Origin of the sequence: uncultured Agrobacterium sp., from assembly GCA_913777615.1 — a bacterium.
In the GTDB taxonomy this organism is placed as follows: domain Bacteria; phylum Pseudomonadota; class Alphaproteobacteria; order Rhizobiales; family Rhizobiaceae; genus Agrobacterium.
Map to the genome: position 1 here is coordinate 254,049 of CAJYTK010000013.1, position 23,167 is coordinate 277,215.

Here is a 23,167-nt window from a genome sequence, read left to right on the forward strand (position 1 = left end):
ATCGAAATGGCAGCAGATTTGGACCTCAATAAGCGTCTCTGGACTTTCCGAAAAGACGGCCTTATGGCTATCGGTACTTGGATACGGATGGATGATCGATTCCGCCCGTGTATGGTTCTTATTCCAGCGGACAGGGAATATGACGACAGGCTGACGCCGTGCGTGGTCACTATGGACCGAGCATGGATCTGGTCAGAGGAAGTCGGCGACCCTGCCCAAGCCGCACATGCGGCATTCCAGTTCGCAAACACCCTTGGCCTCTCCACAGACCGTCGCACCGTGATCCGGCTGGCAATGTTCATTGCCGACCACTTGGGCGACCTCCTGTCTATCCCCCCTTACACGTCAGATGATCAGCAGACCGTGGCCGAAGTCACCATGCGTGACCCCACCTCCGGGCGCACGATCGAAGCCGAAGTAAGGGAATAGAATGTTTTCACTCGACGCTGACGATGGATCGGTGCGGAAGAAGCGGTACGAATCGCCAATCCCGGCAGACACGCCAGCGTCGAAACGGCCACAGACGGGCAATGCGCTCGACAATAGCAAGAATACCCAGCTGCATAAGCGGCTCCTCGGTTTCTACACCCGAGAGCTGGACCGCCAGGCCGAGAACCGCCGCGACATGGCGGTCGATGCGGATTTCTACGACAACATCCAGTGGACTGAGCAGCAAGCGGCTGTCTTGCAAGAGCGCGGTCAGTCGCCACTCGTGTTCAACGTCACTGCCACCACGGTCGATTGGGTCATCGGTACCGAGAAGCGCGCTCGCACCGATTTCAAGGTGCTGCCCCGCCGTAAAGAGGATGGAAAGCCTGCGCAGCGAAAGTCCGAGCTGTTGAAGTATCTGAGCGACGTGAACCGCAGTGGCTTCCACGTCAGTCGCGGGTTCGAGGATGCTGCCAAGGTGGGCCTTGGCTGGATGGAAGACGGTTATCAGGGTGATGACGAGGGCGAACCTCTTTTCTCGCGCTACGAGTCTTGGCGCAACATGCTCTGGGACAGTGCAGCGACCGATTACGACCTGGACGATGCCCGCTATGTGATGCGCATGAAGTGGCTGGACCTTGATGTCGCCCAGGCAATCTTCCCCAAGCGAAAGTCGTTGCTTACCCGCTCCGTCGATGACGCAGACAACTTCGCGATGATCGACGCTTACGGCGACGAGGCGATGGACAGCCCGGAACTGGAAAATCAGGGAAGGGGCGAAGGCACGTACGTTTCCGACCGCGTGACGGGCTATCAGCGTAACCGCGTCAGAGTGATCGAGTGCTGGTTCAAGATGCCAGTCACGACCGAGAAGATTTCGGGCGGAACATTCGCTGGCGATCTCTACGACGACATGTCGCCCGGCCATCTCGCCGCAATCGAGGAAGGAGATGGTGAAGTCGTCAGGAAGGCGACCATGCGCATGTATGTCGCGCTCTTCACCACTGCTGGCATGCTCTGGCTCTCACCATCGCCATACCGGCACAATCGGTACCCGTTCACACCGATCTGGAACAAGCGCCGCGATCGCGACGGCATGCCTTACGGTCTGGTGCGCAACATCCGCGATATTCAGAGCGACATCAACAAGCGTGCATCCAAAGCGCTGCACATCCTCTCGACGAACAAAGTCATCATGGACAAGGGTGCCGTGGATGACATCGAGGAACTCCGAAACGAGATCGCCCAACCAGACGCTATCATCGAGGTGAACGCGAACAAGCAGTTCAAGTTTGACGTCGATCGAGAACTGAGCCAGTGGCACCTCGAGCTTATGTCCCGCAACATCCAGATGGTGCAGCAGGTCGGCGGCGTGACCGACGAGAACCTTGGGCGAAGCACAAACGCCGTATCTGGCATTGCCATTCAAGCCCGTCAGGAGCAGGGCGCGCTCGCAACAGCCAAGTTGTTCGACAATCACCGATTTGCTCAGCAAGTGCGCGGCGAGAAGATCCTCGCCAACATCGAGCAGTTCATGTCGGAAGAGAAGCAATTCCGCATCACGAACATGCGTGGCAATCCTGAATATGTGACCGTCAACGACGGCCTACCGGAAAACAACATCGTCCGGACGAAGGCAGACTACATCATCGACGAGCAGGACTGGCGCGCCACGGTGCGTCAGGCGCAGGTCGCAGAGCTGCTCGACCTCCTCGGAAAGCTTGCGCCGGTTAATCCCCAAATCGCAATCGTGCTCCTCGACCTGGTCGTCGAGGCGATGGACATCCCGCAGCGCGAGGAGATCGTGAAGCGCATCCGGCAGGTCACGAACATGAAGGATCCTGATGCCGAAGATCAGCCACCGACACCGGAAGAGCAAGCACAGGCGCAAGCCGCCGCGCAGCAACAACAGCTCGCGCTCGAGACGGCCATGGCGCAGCTGCGCAAGATCCAGTCTGAGGCGTTACGCAACGAAGCGCATGCCTCAGACATCAAGGCGAAGATGGTTGCTGCCAATGTCGGCGCGCAAAAGTCAGCGCTCGACGCGGCAAGCGCGGTCATAGTGGCGCCGGGCATAGCCGACATCGGCGACGTCATCTTGCACGAATCCGGTTTCGTCTCTCGCTCTCAGGGCGAGAGGGACATGCAGCAGGCCGCGCTCGAGGCGCAGGCAGCGCAGCAGCAGCAAGCAGCTCAACAACCACCACAACAGCAACAGCAGGACGCCATGGCTATCGGCCTTGGCGCATAAGGAGCTTTCCCATGGTTGGCAAACCAAATGCCGCAGAACTGGACATGCTTACTGACGAAGAGCGCGAAGGCTTGCTCGACGAAGACACCATCGACGAAGGTCTTGAAGAAGAGGGCGACGGTGAGGGCGATGCTAACGCAGATGCCGCCGCTGGCGCCGACAAGGGTCAGGACAAAGGCGCTGACGCCGACGCTGATGTTGATGCTGACGGCGACGGCGATGGTGACGATGACGATGACACCGGTGCTGACGCTGCCAAAGCCGCAGCAGATACCGCAGTTGCTGAAGAGGCAGCTGCAGCTGTTGCACAACAAGATGGCCAGCAGCAGGACGTGACGCAGGAACAGCAGGAACGTGCGCCGTCGTGGCGCATCGATCCAGCGGTACCGGAGAAGATCAAGACGCTGGACGCGCAGCGCGACGAGATTATTGCCAAGTTCGACGACGGTGAAATGACCGGCGCTGAGATGCGTGCCCAGCTCAAGCCGCTCGAAACCGAAATGGAGCAGCTTAAGACGCGCGTGATGGCGGCCGACATCGCGAAGACGAACGCGATCGACCAATACCGCGACGTCACCGTCCCGAATTTCATGGCCGCGCATACCGAGTATCAGCCGGGCACGATCCTGCACACAATGCTCGACTCAGAGGTCCGCCGTCTCCAGCAGACAGCCACGAACCCGCTGAGCCCGAAGATCCTCGAGCAGGCGCACACGAATATCTCGTCGCAGGTCGAGAAAGCCTACGGCGTGAAGAAGACGGCCTCCAAACAGGAGACGCCGAAACCAAACCAAAGCGGCGCAGGCCGTCAGGTGCCACCGACGCTGGGGACCGTGCCAGCAGCTGATAGCAATGACGCAGACGACGGCGGCGAGTTCGCCTGGCTCGATCGTCTTGCGAACGAGAACATGGAAAAATACGAAACCGAACTCGCGAAACTCTCAGACGAGAAACGCGATCGATATCTGGCCGAATAGGAGCCTGAATGTTGCGACTTGCCGTGAAGCTGGGGGACGCGGTGCGGATCGAGGGCTTTGGCCTCATCCACGTCGAAGAGAAGTCGGGGCGCAGCGTTCGCCTCGGCTTCGAAACGGATCAAGGTCCGATCACGATTATCAAGCGGGAAGACACTGAGGCCGCACTCACGCGGCGTCAGCAGCACATGGTCTATTAAGGGGCCATCTGTTCCTGTCGCTTAGCAGCAGAGAAAGCTTGCCGGTGAATTATGTCACGGTTTCGCAGCTGGCTCTTTTTGCAGTCCGCAAATCGATTGTTCAAGTGCAGTCTTAGGATTGGCGCAGTCCAATACAAGCGGCTGCTTTAGAGTTATTATTGAAGTAGGGATCCCCGGAGCTCCTGGTCGTTGCGCTACCCCCGTGCCCAAGCCCTTTGCGTTAAGTTGAGCGGTGTAAACGTTCTTCAATTTTATTATGATGGTGTTGTCTCTAGTTCCCTCGCTACCCACCTCGTACGTGTTGTTGGCAGTCAGCGTGGCCGGCGCCAAGTACGCTGGTTTGATATCCGCAACATTTACAACGAGTTTGTTGCTATCTTTCGCTGACGCTGTCACCTTCAACGTCAACGTTACTTCGTCAACGATCAGTCCGTAATTCGCTTTGTTTTGTAAACCGACCTGTCTGAATTCTTGCAGTCCTTCGGCGACGCTTCGCATAGCTGCTTGGACGGATAGCTCGCTCGGTTTCGCAATATCGACAGGACGAGAGGATACGCATCCCGCCAGCAAAGCCGACGTGGCCAAAACAATAAACTTTAGCATGTATATTGCCCCCTATTGCAATCAGTGTAGCGAACCATAGAAAGCAGTTAGTATCAACGGGACGTGAGCGTTCATTTTTGGGCTAACTGATCGGTCAAGTTTACCTGCTGGGCTTTAATCTCGTCGGTGAAGCTGTTATCTAGTCTCACACCCTCACATGGCGCATGAGTGCCCTTCGCAAGGATATCGCGATGGCACTCCCTTCTGTTCACATCATTTGCGGCTTTGCAGGCGGCGACGGCAATCAGCCGACGTCGAAGCAAGCGCTTCTGCGGCTTCCTCAGTGGTCGGAGGAGCCCGCCGCCGGCGTGCCAACGACGAACGGCGCAGCAGATAACGGCGGTATGAAACCGATCCTCCGCATCACCAACACCGTCGATATCTTCCTGAGCGTTGGTAAGGTGCCGAATGCAGGAGCGAGCCCCCGTTTCGCTCTCCGCGCCTCTGACGCGCCGCACGACATTTACGTCGAGCCGGGCGATAAGGCTGCTTGGGTGGCCGCATAATGGTGGGGCTGCGCCGGTCTCTTCGTGCGAGCGTTTCAATGCCTATGGCTGTCAACTCGCTCGCTGTGGGCAGGTCTGGTGGGGCGGTGACACCGGTCGATCCCGATCGCTATATGTTCTTCGCCTCGCGCAATCGAATGCCTTCCGGCCCGCTCTACACGACGGTGGCAAACAACAACTATCTTGCGACGAAAATCAAAGTCGGATGCCCGGAGTATAAGACCAGAACTTTCCGCTTCCACTTTCCAGGGTTCGCTTCGACAGAGGGCGGAAACTCGCCACAGGAAACCATTGTTACCGGCACTGTAGGGACACCCGGCAATTCCGTCATCATTGATGAGTTCCTAATACGGTATAAAGAGCAATTCTATCCAGCTACCTTTAATGGTGGCAGTGCTGGCGCGATCATTGCCGACCAGACGAACGGCATTTGGACGGACCCGCTCACCATTCCGGGCGACGTGGATGCAGAAGCAGATCTTGAACTGTGGACGCTCTACCATGTTGCCACGGTAGGGGACAAAGTTTGGCCGGTCTATCGTGTCCAATATCATCGCGGTGAACGCGTCTGGGGCGGCGCAAGCCTCGCTGAAATCCAAGCCTTCAAAGCCACTCCTGACGCCGCGAGTACGATAGCTTTGACGAGTTCAGCGGGAGGCAGTGGATATGGGCAACAGTCGCAGTATCAGCACTACGGACCCGATTTCATGGTTGCCAAAGGTGATTGGGATGGGCGGCCTGTTGTTGTCGTTCTCACTGACAGTATTGGTGAGGCTCGCCAGGAATACGGGCCAAACGCCGATGCGCGCGGGAATATCGGCTGGCTTCGCAAGTGGCTGGACAAGAAGGGCGGAATCGGTCGCATACCTCATCTGGTGATAGGCATGCCGGGCGCCGCGGCTGTACGTGAACTTACAGGTAGCGGCTCGACAATCGCAACCCGCCGATGGGACATTCTCGACCAGATCACATCTTTCAATAGCGGAAAGAAACCATTTACCGCCGTCCTGAACCAGCTTGGCCAAAACGACACTACCACGCCTTATTCTACGTGGTGGAGCCGAATGACCGGCCTCGCCAGCCGTGTTCGCTCCCGTTACGCGGGCGTTCGTCTTGTCCATCTGGTGCCGCTTGGACGTGGGGCAAATAGCCAGGAATACAAAGATGTGGGCTCTATGGCCTATGCGACCAACAACGTTTGGCCTGCCGACACGACCGATTCGACGGGCAAATGGCGACTTCGAGATGATCTCATAGCTTTGAAAGATGGCGTGGCGGATGCCTGCATAGACACATTGTCAGCGTGGCAGGGTGCCGCGGGCGTGGCGAAGCACCCGACCTACGATGAATTGCCATGGTCAACGCTGAGTGAAGCGGCAGGGTTTGACGGGACGGCAACTTATCAGACGTTCAAGGTGATTGACGGATCGCTGTATCAGCCCGAGCAACAGTTGCGCGTCTATTCCGCCGACGGCGCAACATTGGTGGGTGCTGGTGGCACCATCGCATCGATTGCAGGAAATACAATCACGCTTCAGGCCGCCATTTCGCTCGTCTGCCCTGTTGGCGCACGCCTCTACCAGATCCCGGTGAACTATGGCGACGGGCTACACCCGATGCCAGTGCTGGTCAAGCAGATGTCTGAGAGGCTATCTCAGGACAATAAATCAAAACTTTTCTAGGTGACGGCAAAGTAATTTTAGGGCAGACGTCATCGTGTGCCAGATACTTTATTTAGCATTTACTGGTGTTGATGCATGATTCCGGCTCATATCAGAACCGAGATGGGTTAGAAATGAAATACGAAGACATCATAGGTCGTTCTTTCTCCAACTCGATGACTGCAAAACTTAAACAGGTATCCCATTTTGATAGATATCAAAAATATCTGATAGTTTGTCTCAACGTCATTTCCCATCATATTTCACCGAAATTATCGGACCGTCTTTTCAAGTCCTTCATAAGCGGAGGCGAAGTCAGCGACGAAAAACTCTGGAAGTGCGTAATGCTCGCGAGAGCAACCTTTTACTGGTATGGCACAGCGACATACTCCGAGTTTATGCGGCGATTATCGCGAAAGGATTTTGAGACAGCCTTCGAAGAAGTGCTTGCTGCATCTTATTTTCACAGGTCGGGTTGGGAAGTCATAGCAAAACCAGAAACTGGCGTGAAACAAGGCGACTTCGATTTTAGGCTGAAGCGAAATGGCAGCACCCTTAATGTAGAGGTTACATCGATCCACGCGTCTTCGTTCTCAGAGGGTGCAATCTTCAATAAACTCGGAAAAAAGAGACGTCAGCTACCACCAGACGAGCCGGGGATCATTTATTGCAGTCTTCCCGAGAGTTGGGGCCTACACCGCTCGCAGGAGAGCAATCGACTCCTGGAAGAGATAGCGATGGCGTTCATGCGCAGCACCAATCGGGTCGTTGCAGTTATGTTCGCCATGAATTTCCACTACGATCGTCTAGCACACGGTCCAATTGATGTGGCGTCCAAACGGAGAGCGACGCTGTCTCTAATCTTCGAGAATCTCGATCCTATTGTCCCCGTAGATCTCCGATCGATTAACGCGCAAAATTTTGTCGCTTATCCCAGGTCGGAGTTGGACAAGTGGTTTGAGTGGCTTTTATGGCAAGCTGAGTAAAGCTTTGAAAATGTGCAGTTGGGTCTTTCGGTTGATTTCTGACTTCCTTCCACTCTAGCAGCTTTCAATCCCTACTGCTCCCAATTATAAACGATATCTTACCGTCCGCGCATGAGTGCGGCTTCTCGATAGGAGCCCACGCATGCCAATCGTTATCGGACTCGGCGATGATGCCGAGTGGAAAGACCCGCTCAACCTTTTCGGTGGCGATGCACCAGGTCTAGCTCCATCATCCGATAGTGCAACAGCACCAAACCAGCATCAGAATATGCGTGCTGTTATGCCTGAAGGCATGTCGGAACGCGACTGGAACGACACCGTCAATACTGTCATTGCCGAGGCAGCCGGCGAGGGCGACGAAGGCATGGCCGGCGTGGCTCATGTCATCCAGAACCGCTCAAAGATCCGCGGCCAGTCGATCGGTGATGTCGTCAGAGATCCAGACCAGTTCACCGGATATTCCAAGCCGGGTCCGAAAGCGCAGGAAGCAATGCGCGACCCGCAAGTGCGTGCGAGGGCAGAGAATATTCTCCGATCTGTCATGGCTGGAGAGGGTGTCGACCCTACCGGTGGCGCGGATCATTATCACGCCGACTATGTGAACCCGTCTTGGGCTAAATCCATGGCCGAGACTAAACGGATCGGCAGCCACCTCTTCTACAATTCGAAGGCAGGCGACAAGGCGCCCAACGCTGAGACAGCCTTCGTGTCAGAAAACGACGGGCTGGGCTTGTTGGGCCCGAAAGGCCAGTTCGGCGACCTGCTGAAAGGTGAAGAAAAGTCCGACGTTCCCAATCCAAGCGGAAAGGGACTGGCGAGGCTCGTCAGGGAGCCGGAAGAAAAAGAGAACAGCGGCGGCGGCAAGCTTAATTTTGTGCATCCCGGCCAAGAGAAGATTGCACCACAATTCGCTGCGATCCTCACCGAGACGTCGAAAGCGATGGGGCGCGATTTCACGATCAACTCCGGATATCGGTCTCCGACGCATAGTGTCGAGGCGGCAAAGCCAGGCGGCCCGGGCGAGCATGCAGACGGAACGGCGTCCGACATCTCCATGAAGGGAATGAGCGAGGGTGAACGGGCCAAGCTGGTGCGCGAGCTGTATTCTCGCGGTGCCCGACGCTTCATCACCTACAAGAACAGTCCAGACATGCTCCACGTCGACATGAAGGATCAGACGGGCAAGGGCACGCCGTGGTTCATGTTCGACAAGTCGGCGCGCAATATGCCGAACGCGCCGGAGTGGTTTAAGGAAGTAGCCGCCGATCCCGGTGGAGCGTCACGCGAAGCGCTCGCTTTCGCCCAGGGAGATAATCCGGATGGCCCTGAGCTTCGCCCCTTTAAACCCGGCGAAAGCAGACCAAACGCAGGCGGCTCTTACTCAACAGAAATCAGCACAACGTGGCAGCTTCCGGACGGGAAGTGGGTCAACGTGCCTTCGTTGTGGATGAGCAAGAGCGGCCCACAGCAATTCGCACCGGATGACGAAGAAGGCATTCTTGGCGCTATGCAGAAATACGAAGCCGTTAGCGGAACAACATTTCCCCGGTTCCCCAGCGAGTCCGCCGCAGTAGCTGCGGCGAAAGCTAGAAGCGAAGCGGGTGGAGCAGCTGCTCAGCGTGGCATAGTCGTGGACGACACCTACGCACCAAGCGACGGACTTGGGCTATATGCAGGTTCCACCAATCCCTTCGAAGCGGAAGCCAAGGCTACAGCGCAAGCACGTGCCGATGCAACGGCAGCTGAAGCGCAACGCGTCGAGCGAGCGCGCATTGAGGCTGAAACGTCAGCCCACAATCAGGACGTCGAGAGGCGACTGACCGATGGCAAAGGGCGCTACGCTGTCATCAACGAAAGCGAGCTAGCGGATTGGCAGAAGCAGTGGGACGAAAAGTTCCGCTCTTCGGGCATCGCTGGCGACCTGGTGCGCCGGTTCGGTATGGGCGCGGGCAGCACCTCACAGTCCATCAGCAACCTCAACCGGCTCATTGTGTCGAAACTGCCTGGCGGCGACAGGATCAACGAAGCGCTGGACGGCATTGACCGCTGGTGGGCGGGCAAGACGCAAAACGAACAGGCGCAAGAGAGCATCGACCGCATGTCCGGCAGCCTCTCACCAGAGGGTGAGGCGGCTCGAGAGAAGAAATGGTGGAACGAAGATACCAAGACGCTCGGACCGGCATGGAAGGACCCGCGCAGCTATCTCGGTACCATTGCCGAAAGCGCACCAGCCACTATCGCGACCATGGCGCCTTCCGGCATTCTCGCTCGAGGCGCGTTCCTCACAGCCAGAGCGACCGGCGCTACGCTGGAAGTTGCGTCAGCTACCGCTGCCAAAACGGCGACGATCGCGGGCGGCATTTCAGAAGGCCTGTTGGGCGGCGCTGATGCTGCCCTGTCGGTCAAGCAGCGCATCGCTGAAATCCCGCGCGAGCAGCTGCTCGCTTCCGATGCTGTGAAGCAGCTCGTCGCTGGCGGCATGTCGGAAGACGCTGCGATTAAAGCGATCAGCGAAGACGCTCAGACACAGGCGCTTTTAACCGCTGGAGTGATCACAGGCGCATTCGGCGGCATGGGCGATCGCGCGCTCGCCAAAATTATCGCGGAAGGCGTAGAAGGCGGGGTTGCCCGCCGTATCGGCGTCGGCGCTGCCAAGGGGATGGTTGGCGAAGGCATCTTCGAAGAAGCACCGCAGAGCGCCGGCCAGACCATCGCCGAAAACGCTGCGGTGGCACGAGTGAAGCCTGATCAGGACCTGACGGAAGGTTTGGGCGAATCCGTGGCGAGCGGCGTTGCAGCCGGTGGCGCAATGGGCGGCGGCATGGGGGCAGTTGGTGGCGTCGCTCGTCCGGCCGCACACAACACAGGCCCATCCCCGGAAGCTGGGCAGGCAGCACCGGAACCAACAGCGCCAGTCGAGCCAGATGACCGCGGACCTCTTCGTCGAGCAGCTGATCACGGCCAGCAGCGCCAGGCAGACCGCGGGGCAGCCGCGAATGCTGGTGTCCCGATCGATGGCCGTCCCGGCGTCAAATCCACCGTGCGCGTCGAAGCTGAAGGCGTTGATCCTTTCATGGGTACCGTCGAAGGTTACGAGGGGGACGAGGCCGTCGTGGTCGATAGCGGAAGCGGCGAAGTCTATCAGGTGCCGTTGGCGAACCTGACCGAGATTGCCCCTCCGGTCGCTGACTACCAGTATCCGGAAAAGTCCCAAGACGGTATGCCCGAGCATTCGGCAGACCCGGCGCTGGAGCCATTACCGCCCATGTCGGCGGAGGTGACGTCAGAAATGCCGCCACGGTCCGAAGATATCCCCGCGACTGAAAAGCGACCCACAAGGCCGCAGCCAGGCCAGCGCGTCATTGTTGTTGATCCGGCAGCAGGCCGCTTCTCTGCCCGAATTGAGCGATATGAGAACGGCGGTTCCGAGGCAGTCGTCGTCAATGGTGAGGGCAAAGCCTATCAGGTGCCCCTCGAGTCAATGAAGGTCAACGGCCTGACGCCGGCGCAAGTCGAACAACAGGACCTCGAGCGTGATCCGCCTATCGAGCGCGAGATCGGCGATGCAGGCCCGAATAGCCGAAAGATCGGCGACAAGACCGTTTTGCTCCCTGACGAGAAGCACGCCGCGCTCTACGACCTTGCCCGCGAACAGATCATAGCCAAAAAGCTTGGTGGCACCTCCCAGATCGATATGGACAGCGTCTTGCCGCAAGAGCGTAAGCGGCTCGCTGATGAGTTTCGCATCAAGGTGTCGGATCTGGCTACCTTGGCCGATGACTATCGGTACCGCGCAGAGCGAGCCGCTAAACAGGCGAAATCCAAGCTTCCGGTCAACATGCATGCTGTGAACGATCGCTTGCTGAAACAGCGTCAGTCAGCACTGGCGAAAGAGGCCGGTGAGACACCTGCACAGACCGCCGATGATGGCGCGACCTGGTGGGACGTCGATCTGACCTCACAGGATCGCAAGTCCATTCTTGAACAAGCGGGCGTCAAGCGCTCTGAGCGGCTGACATGGGCGGGTATGACGCCGGGCATCCGGAAGAAGCTGACCGACGTGCGGGACGCGCAGCGCGCCGCGGCGGAAGATGTCGCGACGCTGGCCGGGCAGCAGACCTTCAGAACAGCCAAGGGCAGTGAGTACAAAGTATACAGCGATGGCACCACGACCCGCAACAAGGCTCTGCGCGACCAACCGGGCCATGAAGGTGATAGCGGCATTAAGCCCCGCACGGCGAAAACCGTTTATGTGGACACGAACGCTTCCAGCCTGAGCGCTGCTGGACTGTCTCTTGCCAGCCCAGAGAAGGGTGCTCGCGTCGCGATCAAAGACGGAAAGGCCACGCTGGTCACGTGGAACAGCAAAGAAAACGGTTGGGGCGCATCACCCGAAGGGCGCGACATCACGATCCACGACACACCCGCGGTGGGCAGATATCCACTCGAGCTTTGGAACCCTGTTGACGATGTTCCAGGGTACGCGGCTTACAGCCGGATGCATGCAGGCAATGAGATTGTCGAAGTAGGTGGCAGCGCGGACACTGCGGCAAATGAGGCAGCCACCTCACCGACGAACGATCGACCAGAGCCAACTCAAGCTCAAAAGGAAGCCGGGAACTATAAGGTTGGTCGTCTGAAGCTCGGCGGACTCGATATCTCGATCGAGAACCCCGCAGGGTCCAAACGCAAGGGCGTTTCATCGTCTGGCAAAGCGTGGTCCGTCGATATGAAGAGCCATTACGGCTACATCCGCGGTACCGTAGGGCGCGATAAGGATCACATCGACATATTCGTCCGTCCTGGCACCGAAACGCTGGACGATTCCTCGCCGATCTTTGTCGTCGACCAGAAAGACCCCGCGCGCGGTCGGTTCGACGAGCACAAGGTGATGGCTGGCTTTGACAACGAAGCGCAGGCACGTGCCGCATACCTCGAAAACTACACGGCTGACTGGAAGGGGCTGGGCGACATCACCCAGACCACGCTTGGCGATTTCAAAACGTGGCTCAAGTCCGGCAAGACATCAGAACCCTTCGCGCCGAAGTGGTTTGCATCGCAGGAGAAGGCCGACGGTTACGTCGCCAAGAACAAGATCGCCGATACCCACGAGGTCGTTCAGAGAGGCAAGCGCTTCGAGGTCCTCGAGCGAGAGCGAACGACACCTGCGATCCGCAGCGGGAAAGGTACGGAGCTTGATCCAAGCGCGCATCCTTGGTCTGACGTGTGGGGTAGCGACGCCGATGCCGTCTCGGACGCGCTGAGCCGGATCGCCAGCACCAATGGCGGTGACACGCCAATCTCCGACGCGGTGAAAGCCAAGGTCGGCGACAAGGACCTGTTACAGCTCATAGAGCAGCGCTGGGGCGAGGGCGGCGCAGGCGGCAATCGCTACATGATCGAAACCCGGAAGGGGCCGATCGTCACCATCACGCTTGAAAAGGACAATGGAAATCAGCGCGTCGTTCTGCGCGGGAAAGACCTCGCTGACGCGATCCGGAAGGAATTTGCAGTCTCGCTTGAGGATATGAGGCGGGATGCAGCCGCTCGAGATGCCGTGGCTGCTTCGCGACCGCAGGACAATGCTACGAAGTCTGTATCCACAACACCAGAGGTAAAGCCTGCCAAGCCTGCTCCGATCGTCTCTGAGAACAAGCTTTTCACAGAAGATGCGGCGACGAAGGCCCGCGAGCTGCTGCGCAGAAAGCTGTCTGGGAACACACTGAACAGCGGTATCGACCCGGAACTGCTGCAAGCAGGTATCACTCTTGCCGGCTACCACATCGAGAAGGGCGCACGCACATTCGCCGCATATGCTTCGGCTATGCTGGCGGACCTTGGTGAAGGTGCGCGCCCTTACCTCAAATCGTGGTATATGGGGGTGAAATATGATCCTCGCGCAGCGACCTTTGAAGGCATTTCCAGCGCCGCCGAAGTCGAGTCCGCCGACGTTAACAGCTTCACCGGAGCCATCAATGAACCTGAACAACTGGATCGAGCTGGGGCGCCAGCACTGGAAGGAGTTTCTTCCAAAGCGGTACCGAGAGCTGAAAGCGGCCGGGACGCTGGACGAAGCGCTGAAGGCAGCCGCGGAGCAGACTTATCAAGAAGCGGACCAGCTCGAGCAGAGCGGGTTCAAGCCGGACGAGGCGTGGCAGATGGTGAGGGAGAATTACCTGTTGCTACCACCAGAAGGAAGCCAGCAGACCGAGCGGCAGAGCCAGACGTCGCAGGATCTGATGAGCGCGGCTCGCAGCGGACAGAGAACCGTCGAGATCAGGTAGAAGAAGGACCATTCGGGCCGATCCTTCGCGGTTACGAGGGCAAATGGCGCGAGGCTGCGGTCGAACTGGAAAAACGTCAAAGCGGCGACGCGATTGGAGCTCTGTCACATAGAGAGGTCGGCCCCATCGATCTGGTGTGGGGCAAGGCGGGGAACAATCAGCACGACGGCTCTGGCTTGGCGAAATTGATCGCTTGGCATCCGGAAGTTCTGGCCGATTTGCAGGGCTTTATCGATGGCCTTCATGTCGATCCGGCTTCGAGAACAGAGCGCCGCATCCAGCTTGTGAGCGACAATGGCCGGGCGGGCATACGGCTAGACTATGACGGTAACGCCAAGACGTGGCTTCTGACGGCATATGATACAAACGTGCTCAGACGAGCAAACGCAAGCTCTCAAAGCCTAAGTGAAATCTGGGAAGGCCAGTCGTCGGGTGAAAGTGCTGGTAAAAGCGCCACGTCAGACACCGCTTCTACAGACCCGTCGGATGCCATCGCTAGCCGACAGACCAGCACCAAAGACAACATAGCATCGAAGCCCTCCGATGTCCAATCCGCGGGGGCGGTGCCAGCGCAGCAGCGCCCGTCGGACTATGTCATCACCGATGGCGATGCATTGGGCGAGGGCGGACAGAAGGCAAAATTCCGATCGAACGTCGCCGCCATTGAGTTGGTCAAGCAGCTCGACGAGCAGAAGAGGCCGGCAACCCGCGATGAGCAATCTGTTCTCGCGAAGTGGGTAGGATGGGGCGGCTTGCGGGCTGCCTTCCCTCGTGAAGATGGCAGCGTCGCCAAGGGCTGGGAAAAGCAAGCGGCGGAGCTGAAGTCGCTGCTGACGAAGGAAGAATACAGCGCCGCCGAGTCATCGACGAGGAACGCGCACTACACGTCGCCTGAAATTGTCGGTGCAGCGTGGTCGATTGTGCAGCGCCTCGGCTTTAAGGGAGGCCAGGTGCTTGAGCCGTCCGTTGGGGCCGGAAACTTCCTCGGCCTGATGCCGGGCGAAGTGCGCGGCACCTCTCACGTCACCGGCGTGGAGCTGGACCGTATCACGGGCAGTATCGCCAAGAACCTTTATCCATCGGCGAACATTCAGGCCCCAATTGGCTTTGAGAAGCTGAGCGTCCCCGATTCCTACTTTGATCTGGCGATCGGTAATCCGCCCTTCGGTTCCGAAAAGCTCTACGACAAAGAGCGAACGCATCTCAACAAGCTGTCGATCCATAATTTCTTCTTTGCCAAGGCGATCGAGACTTTGCGACCAGGTGGCATCCTTGCGATGGTCGTTACGAACCGGTTCCTGGACGGCCAGTCGGCGGCAGCGCGCAACCTGATCCAGTCCAAGGCGGATTTCATCGGAGCTATCCGTCTTCCGAATGACGCGTTCTTGAAGAACGCCGGTACCGAAGTCACGACGGACATCGTCATTCTACAGCGCCGGGAAGCCGGCGCAGCCCCGAAGGGCAGCGATTGGCTCGAAGTCGTCGACTATCGGGGCAGAGACGGCAACGTCGTCCCTCTCAACAAGTATTTCGTCGAAAATCCCGACATGATGCTGGGCGAGTTCGGCGGCTACGGCTCTATGTACGGTCCCAACGAGCCCGCCTTGATCGCTCGAGGCGGTCAGAACACCGCGGCGGAGTTAGCGAAGGCTGTTGAGAAGCTTCCCCAGGACATCATGGGCGATACTGTGCCCATGAGGGTGACAGAAACAGTTACCGTGCCGGAAACTGTCAACGACGTGCAGGTTGGTACGATGTTCTCCGCCCCAGACGGGTCGATTCATCTCCGCACCCCTGATCACATCGGCCAGCCCACATCCAAGGCAGTCGATTTCGCCAACGAGACGGCAAAAGAGCGCGTCGCTGGAATGGTCCGAGTGAGGGATGCTTTCGCCAAGCTGAGACGCGCTCAGATCAGTGATACCGCATCGGATCAGCAGATTGATAACCTGCGAAAAAGGTTGAATACCTTCTACGATGCCTTTGTAAACAAACACGGACCTATCAACAGCGACGCAAACAAGCGTCTATTCCGAGACGATCCAACGTGGCCCCAGATCAGCGCTCTTGAGCAATCCTTCGACAAGGGTTTGAGCGCGGCACTTGCCAAAAAAACAGGAGAAAAGCCCCGCGCACCTACTGCGACGAAGGCGGCGATCTTCACGCGGCGGACGCAGCAGCCCTATAAGCGGCCAACCAGCGCAAGCAGCGCGAAAGATGCGCTTGCGACGGTTCTCAATGACTATGGTCGGGTCAACCTCGCGGCCATGTCGGACCTATATGGCAAGTCGCAAGAAGCCATCGTTGAAGAGTTGGGATCTCTGATCTTCAAGACGCCTTTGGGCGCCTATGAGACGGCAGATCAATATCTTTCGGGCAATGTGAAGCAAAAGCTTGCAGAGGCCGAACGCGCCGCCGAGCAGGATCCGGAATACCGCCGCAATGTGAATGCGCTGCGCGACGTGATCCCAGCCGACATCGAGGCGATCGACATCGATGTGAAGCCAGGCGCTCCATGGTTGCCAGCGAACCATGTCGAAGACTTCATTGCTCACATCGCTCAGGGGGCGGTAAAGCCGCGCGCCTATTATTCCGTTGCGAATGCAAAGTGGGACCTCACGGTCTCGCAAGTCACGCCGGCGGCGCAGACACTTTGGGGGACTGACAGAGCCGGCGTGGGGACCGTCCTGAGTGCTGTGATGAACGGTCAGACCATCACGATCTCCGACAGAACGTCAGACGGCAAGACCATCATTAATCAGCCTGCAACCGATGCAGCAAATGAAAAGGTGGAACGCGTAAAGGCCGAATGGCGTAAGTGGCTCTGGCAGGATGACAAACGCCGCGATGATTTGGCGCGGCTCTACAACGACACGTTCAATACCGATGTCATCCAGCAATTCGATGGGGCACACCTTACCTTGCCGGGCAAGGTCGGCGACGACATCATTGAGCTTCGCCCAAGCCAAAAGAATTTCATCTGGCGCACTTTGCAGAGCGGTACCGCCCTTGCCGATCACACCGTGGGAGCAGGGAAGACATTCGCGGCGATCGCCTCGGTCATGGAGAAGCGCCGAACCGGCCAAGCCCGCAAACCAATGATGGTGGTACCGAACCATCTTGTCGGGCAGTGGGCAGCCGACTTCGTGCGCCTTTATCCAGGCGCTAAGGTGCTGGCAGCCACAAAGCAGGATTTTGAGAAGGAACGGCGGAAACGTCTTTTCGCTCGCATAGCCACCGGCGATTGGGACGCGGTCATTGTCGCTCACTCCTCATTCGGCAGAATCGGCGTTGATCCGAATTATGAGGCGAAGTTCATCCAGCAGCAGATGGATGATCTGGAAGCCTCGATGGCGGAGGTGCGGCGCGAGACAGGGCAGAAGAGCCGAAACGTCGCGCAGCTCACCAAGTGGCGCGACAACCTGAAAGCCAAGATGGAGCGACTGCTCGATTCCGGTCGCAAGGATGACGGTCTCACCTTCGACGAGCTTGGCGTTGACGCTCTGTACGTCGACGAGGCGCACGAGTTCAAGAACCTCGCCTATTCGACATCGATGCAGCGCGTGGCTGGCCTCGGCAACATGGCTGGATCCTCGAAGGCTGCTGACCTCTACATGAAGTCCCGGTTCATCCTTGAAAAGACCGGTGGCAACAACCTTGTGTTCCTCACCGGCACTCCGCTGTCGAACACAATGGCCGAAATGTACACCGTCCAGCGCTATCTGGATGAAAAAGCGTTGCGGGCGATGGGCGTTGCCCATTTCGATGCGTGGGCTCGCGTCTTTGGCGAAGTCGTCACTGATTGGGAACTGTCGCCGTCCGGTCAGTATAAGCTCAACAGCCGCTTCTCCAAGTTCGTAAACGTTCCTGAGCTGATGCAGCGGTACCGCAGCTTCGCCGACGTCATCACCAACGACGACATCAAGGCGCAGCTTGCCGCACAGGGCAAGAAGTTCCCTCTGCCAAAGGTCAAGGGCGGAAAGCCTACCAACATCGTAGTGGAGCGCTCCCCGGATCAGGCAGCTTACATCGGCGTGGGGAAGGCCGATGATGCAGGCAACTTGGTGTTCCCGAATGGGTCTCTTGTCTGGCGGGCAGAGAACCTGCCGAAGAAGGCCGAGAAGGGCAAAGACAACATGCTGAAAGTCATGTCGGACGCCCGCAAGGCGGCGCTGGATATGCGTCTGATCGACCCAAGCTATCCGGACCACCCAAAGTCGAAGATCCATCGCGCCGCAAACGAGATGGCGCGGATCTACAAGTCGTCAAAAGAAGATCGCGGTACCCAGCTGGTTTTTATCGACCTCTCGACGCCCAAGAAGGCACAGGCCGCAGAAGCTGCACGTCTTCGCGACCTCATGGAGAAGGCAGACAATGGCGACGAGGCGGCCATCGAGGCGCTCGACAAGATTTCTCCCGACGAGCTGCTCGCGCTCGAGAGCACGTTCTCCGTCTATGATGACCTGAAGCAAAAGCTCATCGATCGCGGCATACCGGAAAGCGAGATCGCCTTCATCCACGATGCCAACACTGAAGCGCAGAAGGAGGAATTGTTCGGAAAGGTCCGTTCAGGCCGCGTCCGCTTCCTCTTCGGCTCTACCGCGAAGATGGGCGCCGGTACCAACGTTCAGAACCGCCTCGTCGCGCTGCATCACCTTGATGCGCCGTGGCGTCCTTCCGACCTCGAACAGCGTGACGGGCGAGGGATACGCCAGGGCAATGAGCTATATGCTGCCGATCCGGAAGGTTTCGAGATCGAAATCCTCCGCTACGCCACGAAGAACACGCTTGATGCTCGCCAGTGGCAGACCATCGAGGCCAAGGCGCGGTTTATCCAGCAGGTGCGCAAGGGTGACATGAAAACCCGCGAAATCGAGGACATAGCAGGCGAAGCCGCCAACGCCGCTGAAATGAAAGCAGCCGCTTCCGGCAATCCTCTCATCCTCGAGGAGATGGACACGCGCCGGAAGCTGAGACAACTTGAGGGCCAGTCTATCGAGCACGATCGTGAGCAGCATCGCGTGAAGGGCAAGATCAAGTCGCTCGAAGATGAAGCGGACCGGTTGCAGCGTGGTCTCTCAAAGGTCGAAGCCGATGCCGATTTGGCGCGGAAGGTTCCCGAGGAGTTCGCCGGTACCGTCGGGGGTGAAACGTTCGAAAAGCGCAAAGACTTTGGCGCGGCCATCGTCGCGGCGATGCGAAAAGAGCTGATCGACAAGGAAGGCGTTCGCGAGATCGGCGAATACGCCGGTTTCAAGGTCGGCATTGATCCTCTGGGATTTGGCAGAGCGTTCAACGTAACGCTCGAGGGTGCGCGGGAATACACTGTTCCAGTCGACGACGCTTCCGACGTCGATGCTGCTGGTCTCGCCCAGCGCATCATGAATACCGTGAAGCGCCTCGCAAACCAGCCAGCGATCGACAAAGAGCGCATCAGCGAGGCAAAAGCGCAGGTCCCCGCCCTGCAAAAGCAGATCGGCGCGTGGGAAGGCGCTCAGGAGCTTGCCGATACCGCCGCTCGCCATCGCCGGATTTTGGACGCGCTGAAGCCTCAGCCCAAGAGTGCCGAGACGTCGGTCAAGGTGGACGCTGGTGATGTGGACGCGCCGATCGCGAACAAGCGTCCTGATCCTGTCGTCATAGCCATCGCCAATGATCTGCAAACCGTTGGCATACCGGCTGCGCCCAATAGCACGGCCATCTTCCAGTGGGCGAAGAACACAATCGCTCGTTTCGGAAAGTCTGGGCACGAATACCTTATGGCCGTGGATGACGATGGAAGCGTGGTCGAGTTTGGTACCGCCAAGAAGAAGGCAGCGACCGGTATCAACAACAAGCTCTATGGCGCGCTCCTCAATCCTGATCGTCGTCTGGTCGTGTTCCACAATCACCCGAGCAACGGCCCGCTGAGTGTCGCGGATATTTCAATGATGGGCTTGCCCGGGTTGCACTCTGTTTGGGCCTTCGGTGCAAACGGCATGCAGATGCGCGCCGTTCTCACCCCGGAATCGGAAGCCGTCATGCGTGCCGCAGCTGATCCCAATCAGACTGTAAAGGAGTGGCGCGAAATATTGTCTTCAGCGCTCGAGCAGGTCGATGCGTTCTTACGCCCTCTCGTCACTGGTGGTTCGATCGAGGTTGAGGCTGGTAATACGGCCTACACCAACGCGGCGGCAATCTTGGCCCAGAAGTCCGGGCTTATCGACATTTCCTCAAATGTAAATTATGATACTTCCGCCATCGAGGGCTTGAATGCCAAGCTCGATAAATTGGCGGTCGCTCTGAAGGAACAGATCAGCGATGGCACAGCAGGCAGCACCGATAAGGGGATTTCACGACGACCCGCCCGCGACGTTCGACACGTTGCAGAGGTGGAGGGATTGGCACGCATCGGTGAGCCAGTGGCCGGCACGCGATCCGGACCGGCAGGCTTATCTGAAACAGGCGCGCCAGATTATCAGAGAAAAGAGCGCCGAGCAGACCGACAGCCAGGACGTGTCGAACGCGTAACCCAATCGCGCATCGTCGAGGAGCTGCGCGGTAAGCTGACCGATTTGCAGCCTGCGCTCCTGAAAACCATCCCCCTCAACTATTTCTCAGAACTTGCCCGATCGAACATGACGGCGGTTGGCGACTATCTGCGCGTCAAGCGCTTGATGGATGCCTTCAGGGGGACGAAGCATGCCGAGGCCGATTCCGTGGCACAGGATTGGTTGAAATACACCCGTCTTGGGTTCGCCGGCAAAGACAAGGCCAAGGCGCAGGAACTTGCCGACCTGATGCATGACGCTACCCTCGCGGGTGTCGACCCAGCCGCTACGGACGACGAGACCAAAGCGCTCCCCGGCTATGACCATCTGCGCAAACGTTTCATGGCGCTGCCGCCAAAGGGGCGGGAACTGTATGTGAAGGTCAGGGACGCGTATCGGGAGCAGTCGCAGGAGCTTGACGAGATACTGCTCGACAACGTCCGCAAGGCACAGCAGATCGCTGAGAAGAACGCCGAGGATCGTTACAAGCTCACGATGCAGAAGATCAAGGACGCTGGACTGACCGGCATTGATCGCAAGAACGCCGAGGAAGATGCCACCAGCGCCTACAAGGCGGAGACGACGAAATCCCGATGGGCAGCGAAAGCCCGCCTGACCCGGATGCGCATTGCGTTCGAATCGAGCCGCGTGCAGCCTCCATATTTTCCTCTTGGCCGTTTCGGTCGGTATTTCGCGACCGTGCGGGACATCGATGGAAGGGTGCTGAGCTTCTCAAAGCACGAGACCGTCGCTGAACGCGATCGGATGGCGCGAGAGCTGCGAGCTGAATATCCGGCCGGAAAAGTCGAAGTCGGTGTGATGGAGGCCAGCGGCGACATCCGCAAGGCTATGGACCCGCGCATCGTGGCGGAGATCGAGGAGATATTGGGTGGTGCCAATATCGGCGGAGACGTGATGGATCAGATATGGCAGCGATACCTCGAGTCGATGCCAGATCTGTCTACCCGCAAGCGCTTCATCCACCGTAAGGGCACTGCGGGTTACAGCAAGGATGCGCTGCGCGTCTTCTCCTCGCACATGTTCCACGCCGCCCACCAGATGGCGCGCCTCAAATACGGCCTCGAGCTTCAGGAGCTGGTGAATAACGCCGTTGACCAGGCGAAAGAGAGCGACGACCAAACCCGCGCCATGACGCTGGCGAATGAACTTTCCAGCCGCCACAAGTGGGTCATGAACCCTACTGGAAGCAAGGTTGCCCAGACGATGACGAGCACCGCGTTTGTCTGGTACCTCGCGGCTTCGCCCGGTGCCGCTCTGGTCAACATGACCCAAACCGTCATGCTTGGTCTGCCTATTCTGGCTGCCAAATTCGGAGGGTTCAAAGGGGCGGCAGTAGCACTCAGTAAGGCTTCCGCCGATTCTGTAGCTGGCAAAGGCAGTGTGGTGAGCGATCGCCTGACGCCTGATGAACGTCGGGCGATGGATGCGTTCTACGAATCCGGACTGATCGACAGAACGCAAAGCCATGATCTCGCCGGCGTCGGTGAGACGGGTGTCGAGTACACGCCTCTCCGGGCAAAGGTGATGGAGAAGATTTCGTGGGCCTTCCACCGCGCCGAAGTCTGGAACCGTGAGGTGACTGCACTAGCAGCCTACCGCATGGCTCGCTCTGCCGGTCAGAACATGTCCGACGCGATTGATACGGCCCATGACCTGACATGGAAAACGCACTTCGACTATTCCAACAGCTCGAGGCCAGCACTGTTGCAGAACGACTTTGCAAAGGTCGCTCTCGTCTTCCGCCAGCACAACATCAACATGCTTTATCGCGTGGCGCGAGATATCCACCAGTCGGTAAAGGGCGAGACTGCGCAAGCTCGGCGTGAGGCGCGGTACCAGCTCGCCGGCGTGATGGGCATGATGGCGGCTATGGCTGGCGTGACAGGAACAATGGGCTTCAGCGTTGCGATGATGATCGCGGGGGCAATCTTCGGTGACGACGACGACCCGATGGCGTTTGAGGATCAGTTTAAGGCCGACGTTGTCGATATCCTTGGGCCGCAGTTGGGCGGCGTTCTTCTGAACGGTGTGCCAGGGCATTATCTCGGAATCGACCTCTCCTCACGCATCGGCATGCCGGATCTGTGGTTCCGCTCGCCGACAAGGGAGCTTCAGGGGAAAGACGAGTACCAATACTGGCTGTCGCAGAGCCTCGGCGCAACGGTAAGCTTGGGTGAGCAGCTTTACACCGGCTTCAAGGTCATGACGGATGATGGCGACGTTGCCCGCGGCATTGAGATGATGGCGCCGAAGGCGGTTCGCGACCTGATGAAGGCCTATCGCTACTCGCAGGACGGCGTTGCGACGATCGGCAAGGATCAGATCCTCAGTGGCGACCAGATCGACGCAACCGACATCATTGCGCAGGCTATGGGCTTCACTCCCGCGAAGATCGCAGAAACGTGGGAACGCAACAGCGCACTGAAAAACGCAGAAACCCGCGTCAAGCGCACCCGGCAGTCCCTGATCAACAGATGGGCAATGGCGACTATGGCAGGTGACAAAGAAGCCGCAACAGAGGTGCTCGAGAGCATCAAGCGGTTTAATTCCGTGCCTGTCCACGCGGGTTTCCCGATCAAGGGCGAAACCCTCAAGCGCTCGATCCAGACACGAGCCACCAACGCGGCCAAACGCGAAGACGGCGTTCTGATCGGGAACAAGGCGCTTGGCGCATCGCTGAGAGAGCGCCTGGCTGATCCGGTCTACCGGTAACAAAAAAGCG

General features: G+C 58.3%; 9 protein-coding genes. 8 read left to right on the forward strand and 1 reads right to left on the reverse strand.

Annotated features, from left to right (window positions below; genetic code table 11):
* The first annotated feature begins 111 nt into the window (after positions 1-111).
* Genes QZ862_RS12810 through QZ862_RS12825 form a run of 4 tightly spaced genes read left to right on the forward strand, consistent with a single transcriptional unit; the run spans position 112 to position 3,854 of the window.
* Positions 112-429: a hypothetical protein gene (locus QZ862_RS12810; protein WP_296100338.1), complete on the forward strand. Its 318-nt coding sequence runs from the start codon at positions 112-114 to the stop codon at positions 427-429.
* A 1-nt stretch (position 430) separates the two neighbouring features.
* Positions 431-2,680, forward strand: a complete 2,250-nt coding sequence (locus QZ862_RS12815; protein ID WP_296100341.1) for a hypothetical protein — start codon at positions 431-433, stop codon at positions 2,678-2,680.
* A gap of 11 nt (positions 2,681-2,691) precedes the next feature.
* Positions 2,692-3,657 carry a hypothetical protein gene (locus tag QZ862_RS12820; protein WP_296100343.1) on the forward strand — a complete coding sequence of 322 codons (966 nt, stop codon included), beginning with the start codon at positions 2,692-2,694 and terminating at the stop codon, positions 3,655-3,657.
* Positions 3,658-3,665: 8 nt separating this feature from the next.
* On the forward strand, positions 3,666-3,854 hold the full coding sequence (locus tag QZ862_RS12825; protein WP_062425257.1) for a hypothetical protein: 189 nt from the start codon (positions 3,666-3,668) through the stop codon (positions 3,852-3,854).
* A gap of 54 nt (positions 3,855-3,908) precedes the next feature.
* Here QZ862_RS12825 and QZ862_RS12830 read toward each other — a convergent pair whose 3' ends face one another.
* Complete coding sequence (locus QZ862_RS12830; RefSeq protein ID WP_296100348.1) at positions 3,909-4,457, reverse strand: hypothetical protein; 549 nt, start codon at positions 4,455-4,457, stop codon at positions 3,909-3,911.
* Positions 4,458-4,648: 191 nt separating this feature from the next.
* Here QZ862_RS12830 and QZ862_RS12835 point away from each other — a divergent pair, with 191 nt between their 5' ends.
* From QZ862_RS12835 to QZ862_RS12850, 4 genes are all read left to right on the forward strand, one after another.
* Entirely contained in the window at positions 4,649-4,963 is a 315-nt protein-coding gene (locus tag QZ862_RS12835; protein WP_296100351.1) for a hypothetical protein, read from the forward strand.
* Positions 4,964-5,001: 38 nt separating this feature from the next.
* A complete protein-coding gene (locus QZ862_RS12840; RefSeq protein ID WP_296100353.1) occupies positions 5,002-6,645 on the forward strand; it encodes a hypothetical protein in 1,644 nt (547 codons plus the stop codon).
* Positions 6,646-6,758: 113 nt separating this feature from the next.
* Positions 6,759-7,610, forward strand: a complete 852-nt coding sequence (locus QZ862_RS12845; protein WP_296100355.1) for a hypothetical protein — start codon at positions 6,759-6,761, stop codon at positions 7,608-7,610.
* Positions 7,611-7,752: 142 nt separating this feature from the next.
* Complete coding sequence (locus QZ862_RS12850; RefSeq protein WP_296100358.1) at positions 7,753-23,157, forward strand: PLxRFG domain-containing protein; 15,405 nt, start codon at positions 7,753-7,755, stop codon at positions 23,155-23,157.
* Positions 23,158-23,167: the final 10 nt, after the last annotated feature.

Coding starts and splice junctions, on each gene's coding strand:
- QZ862_RS12810 (WP_296100338.1), top strand. CDS start 112: ATGGTTCTTATTCCAGCGGACAGGGAATATGACGACAGGCTGACGCCG.
- QZ862_RS12815 (WP_296100341.1), top strand. CDS start 431: ATGTTTTCACTCGACGCTGACGATGGATCGGTGCGGAAGAAGCGGTAC.
- QZ862_RS12820 (WP_296100343.1), top strand. CDS start 2,692: ATGGTTGGCAAACCAAATGCCGCAGAACTGGACATGCTTACTGACGAA.
- QZ862_RS12825 (WP_062425257.1), top strand. CDS start 3,666: ATGTTGCGACTTGCCGTGAAGCTGGGGGACGCGGTGCGGATCGAGGGC.
- QZ862_RS12830 (WP_296100348.1), bottom strand. CDS start 4,457: ATGCTAAAGTTTATTGTTTTGGCCACGTCGGCTTTGCTGGCGGGATGC.
- QZ862_RS12835 (WP_296100351.1), top strand. CDS start 4,649: ATGGCACTCCCTTCTGTTCACATCATTTGCGGCTTTGCAGGCGGCGAC.
- QZ862_RS12840 (WP_296100353.1), top strand. CDS start 5,002: ATGCCTATGGCTGTCAACTCGCTCGCTGTGGGCAGGTCTGGTGGGGCG.
- QZ862_RS12845 (WP_296100355.1), top strand. CDS start 6,759: ATGAAATACGAAGACATCATAGGTCGTTCTTTCTCCAACTCGATGACT.
- QZ862_RS12850 (WP_296100358.1), top strand. CDS start 7,753: ATGCCAATCGTTATCGGACTCGGCGATGATGCCGAGTGGAAAGACCCG.